The 23779-nt window shown below is 69.5% G+C and carries 24 protein-coding genes; 11 read left to right on the forward strand and 13 right to left on the reverse strand.

Going from position 1 to position 23779, the window contains the following annotated elements; translation table 11 throughout:
* Positions 1–34: 34 nt before the first annotated feature.
* The 4 genes from O7632_RS02425 to O7632_RS02440 form a co-directional block, all read right to left on the reverse strand.
* Entirely contained in the window at positions 35–466 is a 432-nt protein-coding gene (locus O7632_RS02425) for a hypothetical protein (protein ID WP_278111051.1), read from the reverse strand.
* Between the two features lie 55 nt (positions 467–521).
* Positions 522–743 (reverse strand): winged helix-turn-helix domain-containing protein, encoded by a 222-nt coding sequence (locus tag O7632_RS02430; protein ID WP_278111053.1) that lies wholly within the window; start codon positions 741–743, stop codon positions 522–524.
* Between the two features lie 104 nt (positions 744–847).
* Positions 848–1369: an NUDIX hydrolase gene (locus O7632_RS02435; RefSeq protein WP_278111054.1), complete on the reverse strand. Its 522-nt coding sequence runs from the start codon at positions 1367–1369 to the stop codon at positions 848–850.
* 8 nt (positions 1370–1377) lie between these two features.
* Complete coding sequence (locus O7632_RS02440; protein ID WP_278111056.1) at positions 1378–2649, reverse strand: XRE family transcriptional regulator; 1272 nt, start codon at positions 2647–2649, stop codon at positions 1378–1380.
* Between the two features lie 368 nt (positions 2650–3017).
* Between O7632_RS02440 and O7632_RS02445 the strand changes: the two genes are divergently transcribed.
* The 8 genes from O7632_RS02445 to O7632_RS02480 all read left to right on the forward strand — a co-directional run bounded on the left by O7632_RS02445 (position 3018) and on the right by O7632_RS02480 (position 9558).
* Positions 3018–3275, forward strand: a complete 258-nt coding sequence (locus O7632_RS02445) for a hypothetical protein (RefSeq protein ID WP_278111057.1) — start codon at positions 3018–3020, stop codon at positions 3273–3275.
* Positions 3276–3355: 80 nt separating this feature from the next.
* Complete coding sequence (locus tag O7632_RS02450; protein ID WP_278111059.1) at positions 3356–3763, forward strand: DivIVA domain-containing protein; 408 nt, start codon at positions 3356–3358, stop codon at positions 3761–3763.
* Positions 3760–5568 carry a hypothetical protein gene (locus tag O7632_RS02455; protein WP_278111061.1) on the forward strand — a complete coding sequence of 603 codons (1809 nt, stop codon included), beginning with the start codon at positions 3760–3762 and terminating at the stop codon, positions 5566–5568. The genes O7632_RS02450 and O7632_RS02455 overlap by 4 nt, the downstream gene beginning before the upstream one ends.
* 232 nt (positions 5569–5800) lie before the next feature.
* Positions 5801–6091: a hypothetical protein gene (locus O7632_RS02460; protein WP_278111062.1), complete on the forward strand. Its 291-nt coding sequence runs from the start codon at positions 5801–5803 to the stop codon at positions 6089–6091.
* The gene (locus O7632_RS02465; RefSeq protein WP_278111063.1) at positions 6088–6483 is read left to right on the forward strand and encodes a type II toxin-antitoxin system VapC family toxin; all 396 of its coding nucleotides are present in this window, start codon (positions 6088–6090) and stop codon (positions 6481–6483) included. The genes O7632_RS02460 and O7632_RS02465 overlap by 4 nt, the downstream gene beginning before the upstream one ends.
* A gap of 62 nt (positions 6484–6545) precedes the next feature.
* The gene (locus O7632_RS02470; RefSeq protein WP_278111065.1) at positions 6546–7967 is read left to right on the forward strand and encodes a hypothetical protein; all 1422 of its coding nucleotides are present in this window, start codon (positions 6546–6548) and stop codon (positions 7965–7967) included.
* Positions 7964–8752, forward strand: coding sequence for a 3-ketoacyl-ACP reductase (locus O7632_RS02475; protein WP_278111066.1), 789 nt, complete (start codon positions 7964–7966; stop codon positions 8750–8752). Before O7632_RS02470 ends, O7632_RS02475 begins: the two co-directional genes overlap by 4 nt.
* A gap of 161 nt (positions 8753–8913) precedes the next feature.
* Positions 8914–9558: a hypothetical protein gene (locus O7632_RS02480; protein ID WP_278111068.1), complete on the forward strand. Its 645-nt coding sequence runs from the start codon at positions 8914–8916 to the stop codon at positions 9556–9558.
* Between the two features lie 15 nt (positions 9559–9573).
* Here the strand turns inward: O7632_RS02480 and O7632_RS02485 are convergent, their stop codons facing one another.
* Complete coding sequence (locus tag O7632_RS02485) at positions 9574–9801, reverse strand: DUF397 domain-containing protein (protein WP_278111070.1); 228 nt, start codon at positions 9799–9801, stop codon at positions 9574–9576.
* Positions 9771–10646 carry a helix-turn-helix transcriptional regulator gene (locus O7632_RS02490; RefSeq protein WP_278111073.1) on the reverse strand — a complete coding sequence of 292 codons (876 nt, stop codon included), beginning with the start codon at positions 10644–10646 and terminating at the stop codon, positions 9771–9773. Before O7632_RS02490 ends, O7632_RS02485 begins: the two co-directional genes overlap by 31 nt.
* A 462-nt stretch (positions 10647–11108) precedes the next feature.
* On the opposite strand from O7632_RS02490, the gene O7632_RS02495 reads away from it, so the two are divergent.
* Positions 11109–11396 (forward strand): hypothetical protein, encoded by a 288-nt coding sequence (locus O7632_RS02495; RefSeq protein WP_278111074.1) that lies wholly within the window; start codon positions 11109–11111, stop codon positions 11394–11396.
* 69 nt (positions 11397–11465) lie between these two features.
* Here the strand turns inward: O7632_RS02495 and O7632_RS02500 are convergent, their stop codons facing one another.
* Entirely contained in the window at positions 11466–12377 is a 912-nt protein-coding gene (locus O7632_RS02500; RefSeq protein ID WP_278111075.1) for a PASTA domain-containing protein, read from the reverse strand.
* A 136-nt stretch (positions 12378–12513) separates the two neighbouring features.
* Between O7632_RS02500 and O7632_RS02505 the strand changes: the two genes are divergently transcribed.
* Positions 12514–13857, forward strand: a complete 1344-nt coding sequence (locus O7632_RS02505; protein WP_278111077.1) for a hypothetical protein — start codon at positions 12514–12516, stop codon at positions 13855–13857.
* An 11-nt stretch (positions 13858–13868) separates the two neighbouring features.
* Here O7632_RS02505 and O7632_RS02510 read toward each other — a convergent pair whose 3' ends face one another.
* Positions 13869–15350, reverse strand: a complete 1482-nt coding sequence (locus tag O7632_RS02510; protein ID WP_278111079.1) for a glutamate--cysteine ligase — start codon at positions 15348–15350, stop codon at positions 13869–13871.
* Positions 15351–15636: 286 nt separating this feature from the next.
* A complete protein-coding gene (locus O7632_RS02515; protein ID WP_278111081.1) occupies positions 15637–16212 on the reverse strand; it encodes a YceI family protein in 576 nt (191 codons plus the stop codon).
* Positions 16213–16314: 102 nt separating this feature from the next.
* Here O7632_RS02515 and O7632_RS02520 point away from each other — a divergent pair, with 102 nt between their 5' ends.
* Positions 16315–16806 (forward strand): MarR family transcriptional regulator, encoded by a 492-nt coding sequence (locus O7632_RS02520; protein ID WP_278111083.1) that lies wholly within the window; start codon positions 16315–16317, stop codon positions 16804–16806.
* Positions 16807–17113: 307 nt separating this feature from the next.
* On the opposite strand, the gene O7632_RS02525 is transcribed toward O7632_RS02520, so the two are convergent.
* The 4 genes from O7632_RS02525 to O7632_RS02540 form a co-directional block, all read right to left on the reverse strand.
* Positions 17114–19765 carry a helix-turn-helix domain-containing protein gene (locus O7632_RS02525; RefSeq protein WP_278111084.1) on the reverse strand — a complete coding sequence of 884 codons (2652 nt, stop codon included), beginning with the start codon at positions 19763–19765 and terminating at the stop codon, positions 17114–17116.
* Positions 19766–19850: 85 nt separating this feature from the next.
* Positions 19851–21020 (reverse strand): acyl-CoA dehydrogenase family protein, encoded by a 1170-nt coding sequence (locus O7632_RS02530; RefSeq protein WP_278111086.1) that lies wholly within the window; start codon positions 21018–21020, stop codon positions 19851–19853.
* A 77-nt stretch (positions 21021–21097) separates the two neighbouring features.
* Positions 21098–22648 carry an acyl-CoA carboxylase subunit beta gene (locus tag O7632_RS02535; protein WP_278111088.1) on the reverse strand — a complete coding sequence of 517 codons (1551 nt, stop codon included), beginning with the start codon at positions 22646–22648 and terminating at the stop codon, positions 21098–21100.
* A gap of 144 nt (positions 22649–22792) precedes the next feature.
* Positions 22793–23716 carry a hydroxymethylglutaryl-CoA lyase gene (locus O7632_RS02540; protein ID WP_278111089.1) on the reverse strand — a complete coding sequence of 308 codons (924 nt, stop codon included), beginning with the start codon at positions 23714–23716 and terminating at the stop codon, positions 22793–22795.
* Between the last annotated feature and the right edge of the window lie 63 nt (positions 23717–23779).

Raw genomic sequence — 23779 nt, forward strand, 5'->3', positions numbered from 1 at the left:
CCTGGACGTCCTCCCACAGCAAGCCAGTCACGTCCTACATGTACTGGGCGGCGGTCTGCTCGACTTCGCGGATGAACTCCTCCAGCTCGGCCTCGGTCCACTCTCGGTCCTGCAACAGCGTCCCGAGCACGGCGATCTGCATCGAGAAGGCGGTCTCCGCATCGATGTCGTCGATCAGGTCGGGCTCGCCGAGGGCTGCTCGGATCATGCCTTCCATCGCCAGGGCGGGCAGTTCGTGGCCGTCCGCGTACCGCTGACGGGTCGTCGCGACGAAGGTGGCGACCTGCTGCAGGTCGGGTGTCTCGCCGAAGCGTCGCTGCGCCGCGACGAAGAAGGCTGCGGTGATGGTCTGCGGCCCTTCTCGTAGCCCTTTGTCGCCGATCTCGGCGAGGAGCCGATCGGCCGTGCCCCAGTCTCCCCGGGCCATGGCACGGATCAGGTCACTGTGGTTCTGGTCGGCGCTCACGTTTCAGGTACCTCGCTATCTGCTCGCGTGCGACGTTCACCGCAGACGGCGGAAGCTACTTCTCCGCTACGTACACGCCGCGACCGGAATGTCCGATGACGAGATCTCGGTCGTGCAGGAGTGAGACGGCGCGGTACACGGTCGCCGGGCTGACGTCGTACTGATCGGCAAGCTGGGCAGTGCTGGGCAGCTTGGTGCCCGGCGGTAGCTCGCCGCCCTTGATCTTCGCGGTCAGTTCGTTTGCGATCCGTCGGTAATCGGCTGACACTGAGGGCACGGCACATCCCCTTGGTTCGGTACCATTATTCGATCACGGACAACCTTCGTCAGCAAGGGACGTAAATCCGATTAACCAGCGCCCACTGCGAGGCAGTGCCGGCGTTATCCGGCATGTCCATCCTGTAGATAATAAGCAGTTCTGGTCCTCAGTGCATCGAGCGCTACGGCAACGCGCCGCCACAAGTACGGGCGGAGCCGCTGCTGCGCCTGTTCTGCGGTACAGAACTCGAACGCGGACAGCTCCTCGTCGACAATCCTGAGCCCGGAGATCTGCTCGTCGGTCAGCTCACCACCATCAAAGATGAACGAGAGCAGGTCGTCCCAGGGCCCGTGTGGTGACACCCAATCGACCACCAGCAGCCCGGCCACGTGCAGGTCCAGGCCGAGTTCTTCTCGCAGTTCACGGCGAACGGCCTCATGAGGCGGCTCGTTGGCTTCCGCCATGCCGCCGGGTATGTCCCAGTTCGGCTTATACTGCGGGTCAACGAGGAGAATCCGCCCTTCGCAGTCACGGATGAGAACGTCAGCACTGACGCGCTTACGTGGCTGCTTGGCGTTGCCCTCTGCCAGGTACGCCTGCCACGCCTCCGGGTCACGCTCATACAGCGGAGCGTCAGAGCCCACGATCGGACCTACGATGACTGAGGCTGCCGAGAGCCTGCTGGGGTGCTGAGGACTCGTAGCTCGTCCAGAAAGGTCAGCGCCTCAGGGTGGTTGGTGTACTGCTCGTGCAACAGCTGCCCTAGCTCACGGGAGCACATGAGGAGAGACGGTAGAGACCTGCGGTCGCCCGACAGCGCATGGCGGCCGTAGGCCACTGCTTCCTCGATCTCTCCGCTGCGCGCGGCGACCACACCTAGCGTCAAACGTGCCTCGGCGTTCCGCATGGGCTTTCGTTCGGTGCCGTCCGGATCAGTGGAGGATCGCATGACTTCACGGGCGTACATCCCGGCAAGCTGGTCCTCCCGGGCCAACCGGTAGCAGTCCATCGCGTAGAAGTCGAACTTCGATGGATCAACGACGAAATGGTGGTCGGTGTCCTCCGGGTAGGGCAGCGACTCCAGGAGTGACCGGCCGCGATCAAGTGCCGTCTCCACTTGTCTGCGGTCCCCGATACGCGCCCATGCCTTGGCCTGCTGCGCTGCCAACTGCACAGCGACGCTCTGGTTGGGGGCCTTCGCTACCCCCATGTCAGCAGCGGCTATCGCTCCCCGATAGTCGCCCTGTGTCAGCGCGTACCACGCGCGCATCTCGTGCGCCCAACCGACGATTGCAGCGTCGCCCGCCTCCTCGCCGAGGGTCAGCGCCGCCTTACGGGTGCCCTCCGCTTCTCGCCGCAGCCCCAGATCGTATTCGATACACCCGACGAGCAGGGCAACCAGACCAGCAAGCGACAGGACCTCTCGGTGCTGCGCGAGCGTCAACCGGCGGTCCATGAGCCCTGTAATGCGTCGAAGCCACGCCTTACCCTCCACGTAGAGCTGATCCGGAGGGGCGTAGGGGTACTCACAGCAAAGCCGGTCGGCGGTAATCCGGAGCGCATCAAGTAAGGATTCCGAGACATCTGAAGCGCGGATGCGGGAGATAATTTCGAGGGTTTCCAGACCACTGTCCGTTAGCAAATCCGCTTCGGCATGGGCGCCACCCACGCGAGGGAAGAACGCTGCCGTGACGGTGCCGTAGGTCTTGGCAATCAGCGTCTTGTAAAAAGTGTCGGGCTCGGAGCTACCGGACTCCCACCGCTTCCAGTTGCGCAACAGCGTGCCGTCGGAGGGGAGCGGTTCTGCCGCGTGTGCCCTGAGTGCCCGCACCGCGTCGCTCTGGGACCACCCCCGGGCAGTCCGCTCCGAGCGAAGCCGCTGCGCCCACGCCGGCCGCGAGTCTTCCTCTAGCTCATCCCTCATGATGTGAGCTTATCTCCCATGAATTCAATTATCCACCCACAGGGTGATACGAGAGGGGACTTGGGCCTGTCACCGCAGTGACACCTGTCGCCCACCAAGATCGAGTGAAATCGTTGCCTTATCGACATCCGGTCGTCAACCTGACGACGCGAACTGTCTGGCGTTGTACCAGGGCGATTTTGTCTCCAAGCCGGCGGCGAGCCACTCAGTCGCCCAGCCCAAAGCGAAAGGGTTGATCATGGTGGCGTTTACGGCACTGGCCTTCGGATTACTGCTCGGATTCCTCATAGGGCTGTTCAGTTTCAAGATCAAATCCCGCTGGTGCCCCGACTGCGGCCGTACCACCGTGCCGGCGGGCCGTCGGTAGCGTGCCGGCCGACCGGTCGCCGGCTGATCCCCGCCCCGGCGACGAACTGATCATCGACGGCCGGGCGAGTGTCCAGTTCGCCGCCGGCCGAGGCTTCCGGTTCCGGGTGACGACAGTGGACCAGAAGCAGACCTATCGAGGCTGGGTGTGGCTCGGCGGTTACCAGCTGACACCTGACGGTGAAGCCCGTGAACGCCGCGAAATCTTCGTCCAGCGCTCCGGCCTCCGCTTCGCACCCAGGCTGCGCCGCCTCCGCTGACCAGGGCAGCAGCGGCGGCACGCCCGCAACCGCGCCTGCTTCACCCGTACCCCCTGATGTGATCGAAAGGTGGTCCTGCCGTGCGCAGACTTCTCGACCTGTTCCGCCGGCGGCCGGTGCGCGGCCGCCGCCACCGGCGGCTGCTCGCCGAGATCGCCGAGCACACCCGGCGCAACGCGGCACAAACGCCGACCGGCCAGCGTCGCCCAGGGCGGCGCGATCCGAACACGGTCGGCCACTACTACGAGCGGCCGGCGCGGCCGTCGATCAGCCCCGGCCTGGTCCGCGACCGCCGGTTCGGCGACCGCGTCCGGCACGGCTGCGACCCCAACGAGGTACGCGCGTTTCTGCACCTGGTCGCCGACGAGCTGGCCGCCCTGCGCGCCGAACTGCACTCCACCCAGGACGAAAACGTACGGATCAAGCAGGCGTTGCGGGACTGGCAGTCGCAGCAGTTCCAGCACTCGCAGGCGGGAGCGGCGGCGTGACGGCGGCCGGGGCTGGGGCCGGCATCAACGGGGTGCCGGCCGGCGCGGTCCGGGTCGTCGGGTTCGGGTCCGAGCGGCGGCGGGCGCAACTCGTCTTCACCGTCGCCAACCTCGACACCGGGGCGGTCGCCTCGACCAGCCTCGTCCCCGGCTCGTTCACGCCACTACCGACCCCGGGCGGCACCTGGTGGCTGCCGTACGCGCCGATCGTCACCAACCTCGCTACCCGCGCAGGGGTGGCCGCCGCGACGCTGCGCGACCCGGACTTCCCCGACGAACCGGGCCGGCTACCGTCGTCCGGGCTGATGCTGCCGGCACAGTGGCAGCCCGGCATCCCGGAGCGGGACCGCCGCAGGTGGGAGGCGGCGGCACTCGCCGATCGGCGGACCACGCCGTGGCTGGTCCTGATCGGCCGCAGCAGCGAACCGCCGGCACCGGACCATGGCCGGCTGCTCGGCCGGCTGTGTACGCTCGCCGACCAGCTGCACGTCGACCTGGTGCTCGAAGCCCGACCGGCGTCCACCCGTGGCGGGCTGAGCTGGGACATTCGGTTCGAGCTGGCTGGCGGGACAGTGCCCGACTACCCGCACCGGTGGGCCGCCGACCTGCCGGCGGCGATCGCTTCGATCAGCCCGGAGCGGGCCGCGTCCGGGCTGGACGTGACCAACCGGGACCTGCCCGCCCACTACCTGACCGAGGATGCGCTGACGCCGCGCCCGGTGACGGTCGGGCTGGCCGGCCACCCCGGCGGCCACGACCTCGACCACCTCGAACGGCGGATGGTCGCCGACGCCGAGCAGCACGGCGGGGCACAGCACAGTGGAACACAGCACGGCGGCGCGCAGGCGATCTGGCGCAACCGGCACTGGTGGCACACCAGCCTGCGACCGGTCGAGACCGCCGGCCGGTTCGTGCGCGGCTGGGAGCCGCCGGCCCCGAAGTACTGGGGCGAGCCGATCCCCACCCAGCCTTGCCAACGCTGCGCTGACGTGGTCGACCCGCCGTACTGCACCCGCTGTCACGGCACCCGCCGGGTCCGGCGCGGCGCGGTCGTCACCGTCACCGACCTGCGCGGCCGGACCGTGCACCGCAACTGGCGACCCGACGACGACGGCCCGAACCCACCGACGGTGGTGCACACCGACCGGCAGTCCGGCTCAAGCGTGTGGCAACTGCCCGAGCACTATCAGATCGGCGCGCTGGCGGCGGAGTTCGGCGTACCGCCGACCGACCTGACCGCCCTCGACGGCGAGCATGTCATCGACCAGCACCTTCGCGACGGTGTCAGCCAGGTCGCGCGCGGCGGCGGTGACCCGGTCGCCACGTACCTCGGTGCCGTCGCCGCCACCCACGACAGCGCCCGCGTCCTGGTCCGCGCCACCGACTGGCCCGGCCCCACCCTCGACGAACTCGCCCGCCTCGTCACCGGCCTCGGGCTCGCCCTGGACGTCACCGTCGTCGACCACCGCGACAGCGTCGGTCGGCCGGAGCTGACGCAGGGTCACAGCTGGTCGGTCCGGGTCGCCGACCCGGCCGCGCCGCTGGCCGTCGGCCCGCTGCCCACCTGCGCCGCGCTGCCCGAAGCCGTCGCGCTCTGCTACCGCTATCTGCCCGGCGCGCTGCGGGCGACCGTCCCCGCCGACCCCGAGCAGCCGATGTCCGTCCCGCATCGGCCCGCGACGGCCGGTCCAGCTCCGGACACCACAAGCGTCATCACCGAGGTACGCCGCCTCGCCGCCGACCGCCCCGGCGACCCGGCAACCGTCCGTCTCCACCCCGACGGCACCCACACCACGACGGCCTGAACGTCGACGACCGCACCCTGACCTCGACCGGCAGCTATCCGCAGGCGGCCTCCGGCGAGACCGAGTGTGTGTTCCGCCGTGATCCCCCTGCGGGATCATGATCCCGCAGGGGGATCAACGCCAAACGGAGTACGGGTCCCCGGCCGAGCCGGCCGGTTCGGCACCCACACCACCACGGACCAGTCGGGAGGTTGACTTGACCCTGCAGTCGTAAAGCAGTCAAAATGCAGTCATGGCTGTGGTGCTCACGATCCGCGACGTACCCGAAGAAGTGCGAGACCTTCTCGCCCAGCAGGCCCGCGAACGCGGCCAGTCGCTGCAGGCGTACCTGCTGGCTGTTCTCAACCGTCAGGCCGACTTCTGCCGCAACCGGCAACTCCTCGCCGAACTCAGCGACGAACTCGACGACCGCAGCGGCGGGGCCGGACCCACCGCACCCGATGCCGCCGACCTGCTGGCCTGTGCCCGCGCCGAACGGGATCTCCCCGACGCCGCCGCCTCCTCCGGGCGGGACGTCGCATGATCGTCGTCGACGCATCGGTCATCGCGAGCGTGCTCGTCTACAGCGACGATCGCGGACGCAAGGCCCGCGCCGTGCTGGGCCGCGATCCCGAGTGGGCGGCACCGGAGCACTGGAAGGTCGAGGTCTTCTCCGTCATGCGAGGACTCGCGCTCGGCGGGAAGATCACCAGCGAGGTGGCGGCGCGGGCGGTCGACCGGATCAGCCGCCTCGGCGTCGACACCGTACCGATCGACGATCTGCTCACCCGGATGTGGCAGTTCAAGGCGAACATCAGCGCGTACGACGCACCCTACGTCGCCCTCGCGGAACGCCGATCCCTGACGTTGGTGACCGCCGACGGCAAACTCGCCCGAGCGGCGAGCGCGTACTGCCGGGTCGAACTCGTCGCGTAGCGGGACGCTGGTGCGACGGTCGGGGTCTTCCGCGCAGGCAAGCGCTTTCCTATGCTGATCCGATGATTCGGATCGACGACTCGCTGACCCCGGCCAGCCTGCAACCCAGGATCGACCGCCTCTGGGAAGCCTCCGCCCACAAGATCGACTCGATCGAGAAGACCTGCCCACCCGGCTCGCCGTCCCCGGTCTTCACCGTCGACGGCCAGTACGCCGCGCGCGGCTGGACCGAATGGACCCAGGGCTTCCAGTACGGCTCGGCCCTGCTGCAGTTCGACGCCACCGGCGAACAGCGGTTCCTCGACCTCGCCCGGGAACGGACCGTCGCCGTCATGGCCAGCCACATCAGCCACATCGGCGTACACGACCACGGGTTCAACAACGTCAGCACGTACGGCAACCTGTGGCGGCTGATGGCCGAGGGCCGGCTCCCGCACGACCAAGCCGAACGGGACTTCTACGAGCTCGCGTTGAAGCTGACCGGCGCGGTCCAAGCGGCCCGCTGGCGGGACACCGCCGACGGCACCGGCTACATCTACTCGTTCAACGGGCCGCAGTCGCTGTTCGTCGACACGATCCGCTCCTGCCGGGCGCTCGCCGTGTCCCACCTGCTCGGCCACGTCCTCATGGGCGAACAGGACGAACGGATCTCGCTGCTCGGCCGGCTGATCGAGCATGCCACCAACACCGCCCGGTACAACGTCTTCTACGGCGAAGGCCGGGACAGCTACGACCTGCGTGGCCGTACCGCCCACGAGTCCATCTTCAATGTCAACGACGGCCGGTACCGCTGCCCGAGCACCCAGCAGGGCTACTCGCCGTTCACCACCTGGACGCGCGGGCTGGCCTGGGCCATGCTCGGCTATCCCGAGCAGCTCGAATACCTCGCCGTCCTGCCGGACGCCGACCTGGAGCCGTACGGCGGACGGGCCGAGGTGACCGCGACGATGCTCAAGGCCGCCACCGCCACCTGCGACTTCTACCTCGAACACACCCCGGTCGACGGCATCCCGTACTGGGACACCGGGGCACCGGGGCTCACCGCGCTCGGGGACTACCTGGACCGGCCGGCGGACCCGTACAACGATCATGAGCCGGTCGATTCGTCGGCCGCCTGCATCGGCGCCCAAGGTCTGTTGCGGCTCGGCCGCTACCTCACCGGGCTCGGTCAGGCCGAGTCCGGGCGCCGCTACTGGCAGGCCGGTCTCACCGTCGCGGCCACCCTCTTCGACGAGCCGTACCTGCGCACCGACCCGGCGCACCAGGGACTCGTCCTGCACTCGATCTACCACCGGCCCAACGGCTGGGACCATGTGCCGGCCGGGCACCGGGTGCCCAACGGGGAGTCGAGCATGTGGGGTGACTACCACGCCCGGGAGCTTGCCCTCTACCTGCAGCGGGTGGCCCGCGACGAGCCGTACTACACGTTCTTCGGCCCGGCGGAGTCCGCCACGGCGACCGCGTCGAGCGGGACCACCCGATGACGGACCCGACGAGCGACCGTACGGCGATCGTCACCGGCGGCTCCCGAGGGATCGGCCGGGGCATCGTGCTGGCCCTGGCCGCCGCCGGGTACGACGTCGTGGTCAACTACGCGCGCAACGCCGACGCCGCACGGGCCGTCGGCGAAGAGGTCGAGGCGCTCGGCCGGCGCGCGTCGCTGGTGCCGGCGGACATCTCGGTCGCGGCCGACCGCGAACGGCTGGTGGATTCCACGCTCGCCACGTTCGGCCGGATCGACCTGCTGGTCAACAACGCCGGCGTCGCCCCAGACGTACGCGCGGACCTGCTCGACGCCACCGAAGAGTCCTTCGACCGCTTGATCGACATCAACTTGAAGGGGCCGTACTTCCTGACTCAGCTGGTCGCCCGCACGATGATCGACCAGCTGGCCGCCGGAGTGACGAGCGCCCCGAAAATCGTGATCGTCTCGTCGATCAGTGCCTACGCCGCGAGCGTCAACCGGGGTGACTACTGCGTGGCCAAGGCCGGTCTGGCGATGACCACCCAGTTGTATGCCGCCCGCCTGGCCGAGCACGGAGTCAACGTCTACGAGATCCGCCCCGGCATCATCGCCACCGACATGACCGGCCCGGTCCAGGCGAAGTACGACGATCTGATCTTCAACCAAGGTCTGACGCCGATCCGGCGCTGGGGTCAGCCGGAGGACGTCGGGCGGGCCGTGGTGGCGGTCGCCACCGACCTGCTTCCGTTCAGCACCGGTCAGGTGCTCGACGTGGACGGCGGATTCCACCTGCGCACCCTGTGACCGGACACGGACCGCCGGACACGACCGCCGGACGCGGACCGCCGGGCGCGGGTGACCGGGCCGGGATCCGGCGGTCGCGGTACCCCTAGGGGCGACGGCTGGGGGACTCGCCGGGGACCTGCCCGGATGCGCCCCGCCCGTACGGCCGACAAGATCGGAGGATGGACGAGTACCTGCTTGCCTGGCTTGCACTGGCCGCCATCTGGCTCGCCGCTGGCGTGGTGGCCGACGGACTGCCGACGGCAGGTACGCCGGCCGTGTTGCGTCGGCGGGCGACCGGCCTGTTGGCGTCGACGACGATCGGCCTCGCCGGCTTCGTGGCGCTGACGGCATCCGGGGTGACGACATCCGAGATGACGGTGTCGGCCGGACCGGTCGGTGTGCTGGGTGACACGAGCCCGGAGGTGGCGCTGCGCGCGCTGACATTGGCGACTGTCCCGGCGGTGGCGGTCTGCGCACTGACCGTACCGAGGCTGTATCGGCTACGCAGGGGGTCGGCGGCCTTCGCGACGGCCCCCGCCACGCCCAGTCCGCCGGGGCTGCTCGCCGACGCCGCGCATCCGCTGCTCGCGCTTCCGGTCCAGGTGACGGCACTCGCGTTGCTGCCTGCGGCGGCACAGGCCGCCGGTGGGGTGCCGATGCTCGGCACCAGCACCGACGGGCTGGTCACGACCGGCGTGATCGTCCTGTTGGCCGCCGCCGGCGTACGGCATTCGTTGCGGCACCACGGCCTCGCCGAACGGGCGGTCACCGGACGGATGCCGTCACCGGCGGCATCCGCCCGGATGGGTCGGTCACTGCACTGATCGGTCCGGCGTGGATCAGTCCAAGTCGAACTCGCCGTCGCGGGCTCCGCCGACGAATGCGTCCCACTCGTCAGCGGTGAAGATCAATACAGGACCGGCGGGGTTCTTCGAGTCCCGCACCGCGATGGCCTCGTCGACGAACGCGACCTCGACGCAGTTGTCGCAGTTCGGCCCGCTACGCGAGCTCTTCCGCCAGGTCGCCTTACCAAGATCTACCCGAAGCCCTTTAGCCTCGATGTCCACAATGGCTCCTTCGCACGCTTTTCAATGACGGCGACCGACTCCTCGGGGCGCAGGGCGGCCGCCCGGATGTGATCGAAAATGAAGATGTATTTGCGCAGCTCTTCGGCCTTTTCCAGGAAGAGCCCACCAGTGGCGTTTTCCGCGTAGACCACATCCGGATCACTCTCGTCCGGGAAGTCGAGGATCGCGAACGTGCCGTCCATGCCCGCGTGTCCCCCAGCTTCGAAGGGGAGCACCTGCACCGTCACATTGGGCAGGTCAGCCGCTTCGACCAGGTAATCGAGCTGGGCACGCATGACCACGTCACCACCGACCGGCCGGCTCAGCACCGCTTCATCGAGCACCACCCATAGATCGATCGGATCGTCCTGAGTCAACAACGACTGACGCTTCAGTCGGACGTGGACCCGGTGGTCGACTTCTTCGGCGGTGATGTCCGGGCGGGCGGCGCGGATCATCGCGTTGGCGTAGTCCTTCGTCTGCAGCAGGCCGGGAACCACCTGCTGCTCGTAGGCGCGCACCGATCTGGCTGCCGCCTCGAACCCGACGTACGCGCCGGTCAACACCGTCGAGTACGGGTGCCACCAGCCTTTCTGCCGCGCTTCGCGGGCGATCTGTACCAGCTCTTCGGACTCCGGCCCGGTCACGCCGTAGATCTCCAGCATGTCCCGAACGTCCCGAGGGGTCGCCGTGGTGTGCCCGGTCTCGATCCGGGAAACCTTGGACGCTGAGCACTCCAGGCGCGCCGCGACCGTGTCGATCGTGACTCCAGCGGTCTCCCGCCGACGGCGCAACTCGGCACCGAGTCGACGGCGGCGGACGGTCGGGCTTCGGCGCTCGGTCACCGGTCACCTCCGGTCAGGGGTGTAAGGGGCAGTCGGCTGGCCCCGGTCACGCGCCGGAGGGACGGCGATCAATCATCGCGAGCGATCGGACGTGGTGGTGGAAGGCAGCCGACGCAGGAGAAGCCCGTTCAGTCTGCCGTGCGTACACGTAGGACTTCAAGCAGCAATCTCACGAGCGATTCTCGCATAACGACAAACGCACCTTGCAACTTGCATTGCCGGCAGCAGTGGTGCACCCTTTCTGTAGGCCAGAGACTACTCAGCGTCCACGCAAGACCCATCGACACGGTTACGCCGTACCGTGCCGGTGTCCTCCGCCTGGCACCCCCGTCGCGCATTGTCGACGGGTACGCCAGCACGCCCGTGTGCCCCGCCGACATCCGTACGGACGAGTGCGCCCGGAGCAGTGAAGAGTGTGCTCGGCTTCAGCTGATGTAACGGCAACTCGGAACAGGAGTCGATGTGCTACTACCCCGCTCCGGAGACGTCCTCCACGTCACTCGCTCGGCAAGCGTGCAATTCATCGAACCACTGTTGTTCCGCGTCATCCGGGTCCACGACTGGCCTACGTACCACGGCTGGGTCTGGTTGGACGGCTACGAGCTCAACGCCGTAGGCGAGGCGGTGGACCGGAGGTCCATCTTCGTCCAGATCAACGGGCTACGGCGGCTCCGTGTGGTCGCCGGCATGCCGAGCCGGACCGCGACCGGTCGCAGACCAGCCCCGGCCGTCTCCGCGCGAGCGAGTTGACCGACCAGCCCGACCAGTCCAACCAGCCCGACCTGGCGGGCTGTCGGTCCTCACCCGACCCGGCGGCCCTCAGTCTTCGTCGGACTCCGTCGGCTCCGCCGACGGTTGCGGATCCGTCGGCTCCGGTTCCGGCGACGGCTCGGAGTCCGCAGCCGAGATCACCAGCAGTACCTCGCTGCCCGGCGGCACCTCGGAATCGGCAGACGGGTCGGTATCGATCACCGTACCCGGAGGTTGGTCCGAGTCCCGCAGCTCCAACCGGTAGACCAGCCCCAGCGCGTCGAGCTCGGCCCGCGCCTGTCGCTCGGTCAGACCGATCAGATCCGGTACGGCCACCACCGGCGCGGCGGTGGTCTGCTCCGGCGTGGGCTCCGGCGCGTCGGTTTCGGCCTCAGTGGCCTCCTGGGTGGGTGCCAGGGTCGCGGTCGGAGCCACGGTCGGCGGGTTCTCGGGTTCGGTCGCGTCGTCGCCGAGGCCGTTCAGCCACCAGACGAGCAGCCCCAGGAGCACGACGAGCACCAATACCAGCACACCGATCAGGATCGGTGTCCACCACGGGCGCGCCCCCGGGCCGCCGCCCGGACCCGGCCACTCCGGTGGTGCCGGCTCGTCGGCCGCCGCCGGGCGGACCGGCACACCGGCCCGCCCGGACCAGGCGGGCTCGCGATCCGGGCCGACCGGGCCGACCGGGCCGACCGGACCGGCCGAGCCTGTCGAGCCGACCGGACCGCCATGGTCGCCCGGAGGCATCGGAGCGGTCGGCTGGCCCTGACCGCTCGGGGTCCGGTGGCCGCTGGTCTGGTCCGGACGGGTGGTTCCGGGGCCAGCCGGATCCGCCATGGTCGGATCATCGCCGTCGGCCGGTCGATCGCCGGCTCTGGTGGCCCACGGGTCGACCGGTCGCGGTAGCTGGCTGGTGTAGTCACCGGCGTCCCGCCCGGTCGAGCCGTTCTCGAACGGATCCTTCGGTGTGTCGGCCATGGCTCGTCCTCTCCGTACCGGCGGGTGACAGGCGGTACCCGGACGGTACCCGGACAACGTAACCAGCCCCGCGTGGCACGGCTCGCGCGACGCCCACGAGTCGCCGTGTTCGGCACCGACCGCTACAGTGCCCCGCATGGCCGTACGAGGCTGGGGAAAATCGGTCGCGACGGCGACCGGCGTCGCTGCCGGCGCTGGTGCCGCGCAGCTCGGCCTTGGCTACGGCCTGGGCATCGTGGCCTGGCTACCGTCGGTCGACAGCGGCGGTGAAGCCGCCTGGGTGGCCAGCCTGGCCTGGGCCACCTGGATCACCGCGACGTCGGTGGTGGTCGGCGCGGTGACCGCCGACCGACTCGCCGCACCACGCACCGGATCCGACGAGCCGGCAGCCGACCGCACCGCACCCGACGGGCCCGACACCGCACCCGACGGATTCGACGGACCCGGCCGGGCCACTCATGCCGGCCCGGCGGCATCCGGCGAGACAGATCACCGTGGCCAGGTCGACAGCCTGGTCAGTTCGGTCCTGTGGCGGCTGGCTCTGGCGGTCGCCGCAGCCGTCGGCGGGTTGCTCATCGTCGCCCTGATCGCCGTCCCGGCGCGGACCGCCACCCGGGCGGACACCTTCTCACCGCAGACCATCGCGGCCGGTTACGCGATGGTGGGCGCGGTCGTCGGGTTGCTGATGGCCGTCTGGGCGGTCGCCTCCCGGGCGGCGGCGATCAACGCCGTCGCGACGGTCGGCTGGCTGTGGTTGCTCGCGGTGGTCGCGGTGATCGACTCGGTGGTGTCCGGCACCGGACTGACCAGTGCCCAACTGGGCGTCTGGCAGATCACCGTCGACAACGAACGCTACTGGTTGCGCAACATCTACTGGCCCGGAGCGGCGCTCTCCCTGGGCTCGGCGTTCATCATCGGCGCCGTCTCCGCCTGGCCGGCGGCCCGGTACGCGCAGCAGCGGGTGGGCGCCGCGATCTCCGGCGGGGTGGGTCCGCTGCTGATCGCGGCGGCGTACTTCCTCGCGGCACCCCGGTTGATCGGACCCCGCGCGGAACAGCTCTCCGCACACCTGTTGGCGCCGTACGCGGTGATCGCCGGACTGGCCGGTTCCGTCCTGGTCACCGCGATCGCACAGCGGCTGGAGTTGTCCCGACAGCGGGTCCACCGGTCGACGCCGGTCGGCGACCGACCGCAGGCGACGCCGACCGCCACTGCCGCCACTGCCGCCACTGCCGGCGATACGGTCGCAAGCTCGTCGGCCGGCGGCCCCTCGGTGAGCCCGGCCGGCGGACCCTTGGTGAACTCCCCTGGTGACGCGTCCGCGCAACCCGCCGGGTCGGCTGGGAACGCGCCGCCACAACGCGCAGGGCGCCCGGCGCGGGCCGGTCGACCGGCGCGAGGCAGCGCTGCGGTGTCCCCGCCCGGCCAGCCCCGACCCACCCAGCCCCGGCCTACGGCCGACGGCGACGCCTCTCGGTGAATCGTCGGCGTTCAGTCGACCGGCCAGGTGTGCACCGGTTCGTTGCTGCGCTGCAGTTCGGCGTAGCGCTGCAGCATCTCGTGCAGGGCGTCCGGGCGGGCCAGCCCACGTTCGTGTTCGGTTCGCCAGACCGTCTCGGTCTGCCAGACCGCACCGTTGCGTCCGGTACGGCAGCGCTGCTCGATGATGCCGAGTAGCCGGTCCCGCTGGGCGGGGTCCACGCCGAACCGATCCAGTCCGGCGTACGCCTTCGGAAGCAGGACCTCCAAGACGAGATCGGTGACGGGAATCTCGCCGAGCTTCGGCCAGTGGATTCCGGCGGCGATACCGCGCCGGGCCGCTTGGTGGAAGTTCTCCTCGGCCGCGCCGAAGGTGAGTTGGCTCCAGATCGGCCGGTCCGCCTCGGCCAGCTCCCGGGCCAGGCCGAAGTAGAAGGCCGCGTTGGCCAGCATGTCGACCACGGTCGGGCCGGCCGGTAGCACCCGGTTCTCCACCCGCAGATGGGGCCGGCCGTGCATGATGTCGTACACGGGCCGGTTCCAGCGGTAGACGGTGCCATTGTGCAGCCGCAGCTCGCTCAGTTCGGGCACGCCGCCGTTCTGCAGCACCTCGACCGGGTCCTCCTCGGCGCAGATCGGCAGCAATGGTGGAAAATAACGAACATTTTCCTCGAATAGGTCGAAGATCGAGGTGATCCAGCGCTCGCCGAACCACACCCTCGGGCGTACCCCCTGCGCTTTGAGCTCGTCCGGCCGGGTGTCGGTAGCCTGCTCGAACAGGACGATCCGGGTCTCCGCCCAGAGTTGCTTGCTGTAGAAGTACGGTGCGTTCGCCCCCAGCGCCACCTGCACGGCGGCGATCGCCTGCGACGCGTTCCAGTAGTTCGCGAAGCTGTCCGGAGCCACCTGCAGGTGGAACTGGAGGCTGGTGCAGCCCGCCTCCGGCGCGATCGAGTCGGTGTAGGTCTGGAGTCGCTCGACACCTCGGATGTCGAGCCGGATGTCCTCACCCCGGGCGCCGACGATCTGCTCGTTGAGCACCCGGAAGCGCCCGTTGGTGGACATGTTGTTCAACACCAGGTGCTGTGGCGTCAAGGTAGGCAGGATGCCGATCAGGATGATCTCGGCGTCCGCCTTGGCCGCCCGGTCTCCGGCTCTCGCCAGGCTCGCCTGCAGGTCGGCTTCGTAGTCGGCGAACCCGTCGGCCTCGATCAGCCGGGGGCGGGCGTTGAGTTCCAGGTTGAACTGCCCTAGTTCGGTCTGGAATGTTGGATCGGCCAGATTAGCCAGGATCTCCGCGTTGCGCATCGCCGGCTCGGCGTACGGGTCGATCAGGTTGAGCTCGATCTCCAGTCCGGTCGTCGGGCGGTCGGCATCGAACTTGAAGTCGTCGAGCATCAACGCGAACACGTCCAGGCACCGGCGAACCTTCTGCCGATAGCGGATGCGGTCCTCCCGGGTGAACGACGCCCCTGACCCGACATCCCTGCCCATATTGCCCTCCCCGGCGCAATGGTGTCGCCTGACGCCCGGCCACTGCGTACGAGCACAGGCCGAACGTGTGATGCGGCTCCCGACTGTGTTGGTGCATCCCTGCTCGACCGCGGCTGCCGCCGGCTCCCCAGGCCGGGACAGGCGTTGATCGCCCCAAAGTGAGCGAATAGCAGCGCTCGGTTTCACCTTTTCACATCTGGGCACCGTCTTCTACTGCGGTTATCACAGACAGCGGCACCCCGGTCACCGTTGCCGGTGACCGGGGTGCCGCTGTCTGTACCGACCGTCAGGCCTGCCGGATGGCCTCGCCCTCGATCTCGATCCGGATCTTCTTGCCCACCAGTACGCCGCCGGTCTCCAGCGCCACGTTCCAGGTGAGGCCGAACTCCTCCCGGTCGATCTCCGTGGTGGCGGTGAACCCGAAGATGTCCTGGCCGAACGGGCTGCGGCCAGCGCCTTCGAACTCGACGGTGAGCTCGACCGGGCGGGTGACGTCCTTGACCGTCAGCTCGCCAGCCAGCACGAACTCGGTCCCGCTGTGCGAGGTTATCCCGGTGCTGCGGTATTCGATCGTGGGGTACTTCTCCACGTCGAGGAAGTCGCCACTGCGCAGGTGGCCGTCCCGGTCCGCCTGACCGGTGGCGATGCTGCCGGCCTGCAGTACGGCCGTGACGGAGGACTGCAACGGATCCTCGGCCACGGTGATGGTGGCGGTCGCCTCAGCGAACTCACCACGCACCTTGCTCACCATCATGTGCCGGGCGACGAAGCCGACCCGCTTGTGCGCCTGATCGAGCTGGTAGGTGCCGGCGGTGGGGATCACGATACCGTTCCACTCGCGGGTGTTCTGGTCGGTGCTCATGGCTGCTGCCTCTCACGGACATGTTGTTGAAGGGTGAACAACTGCAGCAGCAACAATAGACCAGGCAATATTCCACCTGTCAAGTACTGCTACGATGACCAGGTGACCGACCATCTCGCCACCGACCCACGGATCACCGCGATCGGCCTCTTCTTCGAAGTCCACGCGGGTCTGTCGGCTCGCTTCGCGGCACAGTTCGAGGAGCACGGCCTGTCCACGGTCGAGTTCGAAGTCCTGATGCGGCTCCGCCGGTCACCCGACCATCAGCTGCGGATGACCGACCTCGCCGCTCAGAGCACCCTGTCCAGCAGCGGCGTCACCCGAGTGGTGGACCGGATGGAACGCGACGGTCTGGTGTGCCGCCGGGCGTGCCCGTCCGACCGCCGCAGCTCGTACGCCGTACTCACCCAGGCCGGCGCGCAGCGGCTGGACGAGACGTTGCCCGGACACGTGAAGCTGATCGGCGAGTGGTTCACCGGGCAGCTTGATCCTGACGCCCTGGCCGCCTTTCTCGAGTCGCTGCGCCGGCTTCGTGACGCGGTGCATCCGGACGCGACGGCGGGCAGTGACGGCGCGGCGGAGGCTGTGGACTGATCCGAACCGCCACCGGCAGAAGCACCGGCAGAACCCACTACCAAAGACCATCAAAACCGACATAACGCCCGTAAGGAAGGGGTTGATCCGGATACCGTACCCGGGCCGGGAACGTAACGGGGGGTGCGGCGCGTAGATCCGGACGATCCGTCCGGTGCTGGGGGGCGACTCCGCGCCAGCCCGGGGGGCGTGTCGACGTCCGGCGAGGACCGGCTGCGGTTCTCGCCGGACGTCCGCGTCACGGACAGCACGAGGACAGCACGAGGACAGCACGAGGACAGCGTCCGCGTCACGGACAGTGTCCGCGTCAGGGGGTGCCGTCGACCCAGCCGACCGCCTTCCGTTCATCCGGCAACAGCTGAACGCCGTTGTCGCGGCAGGCAGCCGCCAACCGGTCCAGCGCGACCATCCGGGCGACCGACGTCTCCGTGTTGACGACGAGGCCGACGAGGGCTTCCACCCCGTCGCGCGAATCCAGATTGCGGGCGACGGACCGCGCGGCCACCGCGAACCACTCCACAGCCAATTCCCGGTCACCGCGCGCAGCGGCGATCGTCGCCTCGATCATCGCGCAACGGGGATCCTCCTCCGCCCCGTTCTGATCAGCGACACCCGTGAGATCCATCGGCCCGGAGTCGGCCGCAGCCGCTGGTGTCAACTGCGCGCGTAGCTCGGTCAGGGCCTCCTCGGCCGGTCCGAGCCGCCCGTCCTGTGCCAGCGCCAGGCCGATCGTGCCGATCACCCGACGCCGATGACTGGGGTCGCCGACGCTGGTCAGCGCCGAGAGCACCTGGCGGCCGAGATCGACCGCCCGGGCGTGGCGTCCCTCCAGCCGGGCCACTTCCGCCAGGTTCGCCCGCGCCAGCACCCGCAGCCGGTCCTCCCCCGCCCGGGCCGCGAGCCGGTCCACCGCCGCGAGGCGCCGACGGGCCGCCCGCAGATCGCCCACGCGGATCTCGTGCCAGGCGAGGTTCTGCTGGGCGATGGTCATGTCCCGGACCCGACCGGTCCGACCGGCGAGCGCGAGCACCGTGTGAGCGTGCTGGCGGGCCTCGTCGAACCCGCCGGCCGCCATGCACACGACGCTGAGCAACCCCCGGGCGGCGAGCGCGCCCGCCGTGTCGCCGGCTTCGGTGAACGTGGCCAGCGCGGCGCGCAACGTGGGCAGTTCCTGCGGACCGGCCGAGTGCTCCACCGCGAGCGCGGCGACGCCGACCTGCGCCCAAGCGCGCGTCGTGGGATCGGCGTCGGCGGTACGGGGATCGTCGAGCAGCCGACGCAGCCACCGCCGCCCCGCCACGTCGCGACCACGGAACCGCCACCAGCGGGGCAGGCTGGCCGCCAACCGCAACGCGGTGTGCGGATCGTCGTTGGCCGAATGCGCCAGCGCCGCCCACAGGTCGCTGGCCACCTCGTCGAGCCGGTTCACCGTGGCGACCAGCTTGGGTCCGGCCAGGTCCACCGCCGAGCGTTCGGCGAGCGCCGCGAACAGCGCGGCGTGCCGCCGCCGGATCGCGGCGAGCTCACCACGGGCGGCGGCCCGCTCGGTGGCCAGATCCCGGACCACGTCGATCAGCCGAAACCGGTACGGTCCGACACCGCGCGCCCCGAGCAGCCCCAACGCCATCAACCGGTCGAGGTACGGCACCGGGTCGATCGGATCGACCGACGAGTCGGCCGGTTCCACGGCGAGCATGCCCTCGGCCAACTCGACCGACCACCGGTTGCGGAACACCGAGAGCCGGCGGATGGCGTAGCGCTCACCCGGATTCAGCAGCCGGTAGCTGGCAGTCACCGCGTCCCGCAGAGTGACCGCCACGGTCGCCCGGGTCGGCGGCGGGCCGGACAGGTCGAGCAGCCGGTCGCCGTACCGGTTGAAGATCTCGTTGAGGTCCAGCGCCCGCCCTCGGGCGGCGGCCAGTTCGATCGCCAACGGCAATCCACCGAGCCGGCGGACCAGGCCCACCAGGGCACCCACCTCGGTCTGGTGGATCGGTTCGCGGCGGACCTGACGTAGCCGGGCCAGGAACAGCCGTACGGCTGGGTAGCCGGCGACCGCAGCGAGGTCGGTTTCGGTGTCGGCCGGCGGCACCTCCAACGGCGCCACCGGCCAGACCCGTTCGTCGGGCAGGCCGACCGGATGTCGGCCGGTCGCCACCACCCGTAGCGCGGCCGCCGAGGCGGTCAGCCAGTGCAGGGCGTCCGCGGTGGCGGCCGGAGCCCGTTCGACGGCGTCGACCAGCAGCAGCGCCGGGGCACCGGTCAGCCGAGCCGCGAGATCGTTGGTCCGGCCGACGCCGAACACGGTCGCCGTCGCGGTCAGGATGTCACTGACGGTGGAGCCCTCGGTGATGACGATGCCGCCGATGCCGCCGTGGTGTGCCGCGCCCACCTGCGCGGCCACGGCCAGCGCCAGGCTCGTCTTGCCGACACCGGCGAGGCCGACCAGGCTGATCAACTGGGTCGGGGGAGCGTCGGGTCCGGTCAGGGCGGCGGCCAGCTCCGCGACGTCACAGTCCCGCCCGACCAGGTCACCCGGCGGTGGCAGACCCCGGCTGCGTCCCGGCCCGGTCAGCACCATGCTGTCTTCCTCGCCGGCAGGCCCGTCGTCGGTGACAGCGTCGGCGTCGGTGGCCGGGCCGGCTCCGGCGGTCACCGGTTCGAGGGTCGCCCGGGCCTGGCGTGGGATCACCGGTCGTGGGTTGAGCGTCTGGCCACGGGCGACGGCCTGGAATTCCGTACGGTCGGGACCTGCCAGCCCGAGCGCGGTGGCGAGCAGGTCGACCGTCGTGCGCTGCGGGCGTGACGACCGGGCCCGCTCCAGGTCCCGGACCGTACGGATGCCGACGCCGGCCCGGGCGGCGAGTTCGGCCTGGGTCAGCCCGGCGGCCAGCCGCTGGCTGCGAAGTAGTTCGTCGAACCCGACCCTGCTCTGGTCAGGAGCATGATCCGGACTCATGGCTGGGAAGCGTACGCAATCGGCTGGCGGACGGTCAGCGGTCGGTCATGCAGACGACGCGAAAGAAACGGATTTCCGACAGAACCTAGGAAGATCGACGACTGTCGGCCACGCCGAGATCCCGGGCGATGATCATGCGCTGCACTTCGGAGGTGCCCTCGCCGATTTCCAAGATCTTCGCGTCCCGCCAGAAGCGGGCCACCGGGAACTCGTTCATGAATCCATATCCGCCATGGATCTGGGTCGCTTCGCGGGCGTTCTGCACGGCACACTCACTGGCGTGCAGCTTGGCCACCGCCGCCTGCCGCTTGAAATCGTCGCCGGCCAGCATCCGTGCCGCCGCGTCGTAGTAGGCGAGCCGGGCGGTGTGGGCCCGTACCTCCATGTCGGCGATCTTGAACTGGATGGCCTGGAAGGCACCGATCGGCTGGCCGAAGGCTCGTCGCTGACCGGCGTAGCGCACCGACTCGTCCACGCAGCCCTGGGCCAGGCCGACCGCCAACGCGGCGATGGCGATCCGTCCTTCATCGAGAATGCGGAGGAACTGGGCATAACCGCGTCCACGTTGGCCGAGCAGGTTCTCCGCCGGCACCCGACAGTCGTCGAAGGTCAACTCGTGGGTGTCCGAGGCACACCAGCCCACCTTCGAGTAACCGGGGGCCACGGTGAAGCCGGGCGTCCCGGTCGGAACGATGATCGCGGACAGTTCCTTCGACCCGTCCGGCAGCACACCGGTGACCGCAGTGACGGTGACCAGTGTGGTGATGTCCGTTCCGGAATTGGTGATGAACGCCTTGGATCCGTTGATCACCCAGTGGTCGCCGTCCAGCACCGCCCGGGTCGCGGTGCCGCCGGCGTCGGAGCCGAAGCCGGGTTCGGTCAGTCCGAACCCGGCCAACGCCTCACCACTGACCAGTTGCGGCAGCCACCGCTGGCGTTGCGCGTCGGTGCCGAACCGGTAGATAGGCATCGCGCCCAGCGAAATCGCCGCCTCCAGGGTGATGGCCACACTCGAGTCGACCCGGGCCAATTCCTCAAGGACCAGGCAGAGCGCGAAGTAGTCGCCGCCCATCCCGCCGTACTCCTCGGGGAACGGCAATCCGAACAGCCCCATCTTGCCCATCTGCCGGACGATCTCGTAGGGGAAGGCGTGCCGCTCGTAGTAGTCGCCGATGACCGGCGCGACGACCTCCCGGGCGAACTCCCGGACGGTCTCCCGCAACGCCTCCTGCTCGTCGGTTAGCCTGAAGTCCATCAGTGTGTCCTCTCTAGACTGACGAACGGCGCTGGACCGGGCTGACGCCACGCGCTGGACCGGGCTGACGCCACGCGCTAGACCGGGCTGACGCCGTGCCGGCGGCGGGAGAAGTGCCGATCCCGCCCGGCGGCCGCCGCGTACCGCCGGATCAACTCGGTCCGCAACTGGTCGGGTGCGACGATGGTGTCCACGACCAACTCGCTGGCCAGCCGTACCACGTCGATGTCCTGTTCGTACTCGGCCCGACGCGCGGCGACGAAGTCCGCGCGTTCCTCGGGGTCCTCGATCGCCGCGATCTTGTTGGCGTAGACGGCGTTGACGGCGGCCTCGGCCCCCATCACCGCGATCTTCGCGGTGGGCAGGGCGATCGTGGCGTCCGGGTCGAATCCCGGGCCGGCCATCGCGTACAGCCCGGCACCGTACGCCTTGCGGACCACCACACAGATCTTGGGTACGGTCGCTTCGGACACCGCGGTGATCATTTTCGCGCCGTGCCGGATGATGCCCTGCTTCTCCACCGCCGTGCCGACCATGAAGCCAGGCACGTCGGACAGGAACAGCAGCGGAACGTTGAACGCGTCGCAGAGTTGGACGAACCGGGTGGCCTTGTCCGCCGAGTCGACGAACAGGACGCCACCCTTGAACATCGAGTTGTTGGCGACCACCCCCACGACCTGGCCGGCCAGCCGCCCGAACCCGACGGTCAGCTCGCGGGCCCACAGCGCCTGGATCTCCAGGAAGCTGTCGGTGTCGAGCAGCCCTTTGACGAAGCGTCGCATGTCGAACGCCTGCCGCTCACTCGCCGGCACCAGGGCGGCCAGGTCGACGCCGGCCGGTGGGTCGGCGGCGGTGACGGCCGGCGGTGACTGGGTCCAATTGGCCGGCAGGTAGGACAGGTATCGCCGGACCACGTCGAGGGCGTCGTCCTCGGACTTGCAGAGGAAGTGGCCGACGCCGGACTCAGCGCAGTGCACCCGCGCGCCGCCCATCGCCTCCAGCGTGGTCTTCTCGCCGGTGACCATCTCCACCATGCGGTCCGAGCCGAGGTACATGCTGGCGTTGCCCTCGACCATCGCCACCACGTCGCAGAACGCCGGGATGTAGGCACCACCGGCCGCTGACGGCCCGAACAAGGCGCAGACCTGCGGGATCGCGCCGGACGCCCGGACCTGGTTCCAGAAGATCTTGCCGGCTCCGCGCCGGCCGGGAAAGAGGTCGACCTGGTCGGTGATCCGGGCCCCGGCCGAGTCGACGAGGTAGACCATCGGCACTCCGGTGGCGTACGCGCGCTCGATGATCCGGATGATCTTCTCGACGGTACGGGCGCCCCAGGAGCCGGCCTTGACCGTGGAATCGTTGGCCATCAGACAGACCTGCCGGCCGTCGATGGTGGCACTGCCGGTCACCACGCCGTCGGCAGGCAGCCCGTCGGCGAGGGCGTTGGCGTGGCGGCCGTCCTCGACGAAGGAACCGGCGTCGACCAGGCGGTCGATCCGGTCGCGGGCGAAGAGCTTGCCCTTGCTCGCGTTCGCCGCGTGGTACTTTTCCGCGCCGCCGGCCCGGATCCGCTTGTCGAGTCGCTCCAGTGCCTGCTCGTGCTCCAGAGCCTTGTCGTCACGCGCCACGCCGCCCCCCTCGCCGCTCGCCACATCGACCACTGAACGATCGTTAATCTACCCTATCGCCGACCCGGCTCGCGCCCCCGCGACAGTGCCTGTCGATCGGCGTCAACCGATCGGCGTCAACCGATCGGCGTCAACCGATCGGCGTCAACCGATCGGCGTCAACCGAGTCCGAGGGCCGGCGCGCAGCACCCCGGACGGAAGCTGCCGGCCGACGAGTTCCTCGGCCAGCTCCGCCGCCTCCACCAGCGCGTCCAGGTCGATCCCGGTGTCGATCCCCATGTCGTGCAGCATGTGCACCACCTCCTCCGTCGCCACGTTCCCGCTGGCCCCGGGCGCGTACGGGCACCCGCCCAGCCCACCGACACTGGCATCGAACTCGGTGACCCCCAGCTCCAACGCGGCCAGCAGGTTCGCCAACGCCGTACCCCGGGTGTCGTGGAAGTGCAGCAGCATCGGGATCGCCGCCTGCCGATCCCGGACAGCCGTCACCAGCTCACGGACCCGGCGAGGGGTGGCCATCCCGGTCGTGTCACCGAACGCGACCCGGTCCGCCCCGTCGGCCACCACCCGGTCGACGATGTCCGCCACCCGTGCCGCGTCGACGTCCCCTTCGTACGGGCAACCGAAGCTGGTCGCCACGATCACCTCGACGTGCGCCCCCGCGTCGTGCAGCACCGTGGTCAACTCGGCGATGTCGTCAAGCGACTGCGCGGTCGACCGGTTGACGTTGCGCCGGTTGTGCGTGTCGCTGGCCGAGACCACCACCTCGACCTCGGCGAAACCGGCGTCGATCGCCCGCCGCGCCCCACGCAGGTTCGGCACCAGCGCCGAGTACCGTACGCCCGGTACCCGCCGGGCCAGCCGCCAGACCTCGTCGGCGTCGGCCATCTGAGGAATCGCCTTGGGGTGCACGAACGAGACCGCTTCGATCCGGCGCACCCCGGTGTGGGACAGCGCGTCGATCAGCCGCACCTTGGCCTCGGTCGGGATCGGCTGCTCGTTCTGCAGGCCGTCACGCGGACCGACCTCGCGGATGGACACGGACTCGGGAAGGGGCGTCACTGCCATGCGTCCAGCTTCCCGCGCCCGCGCCCGCAGCTCAATGTGTCGGACCGGACACGCCCAGCGGAG

Origin of the sequence: Solwaraspora sp. WMMD406 (assembly GCF_029626025.1) — a bacterium.
In the GTDB taxonomy this organism is placed as follows: domain Bacteria; phylum Actinomycetota; class Actinomycetes; order Mycobacteriales; family Micromonosporaceae; genus Micromonospora_E.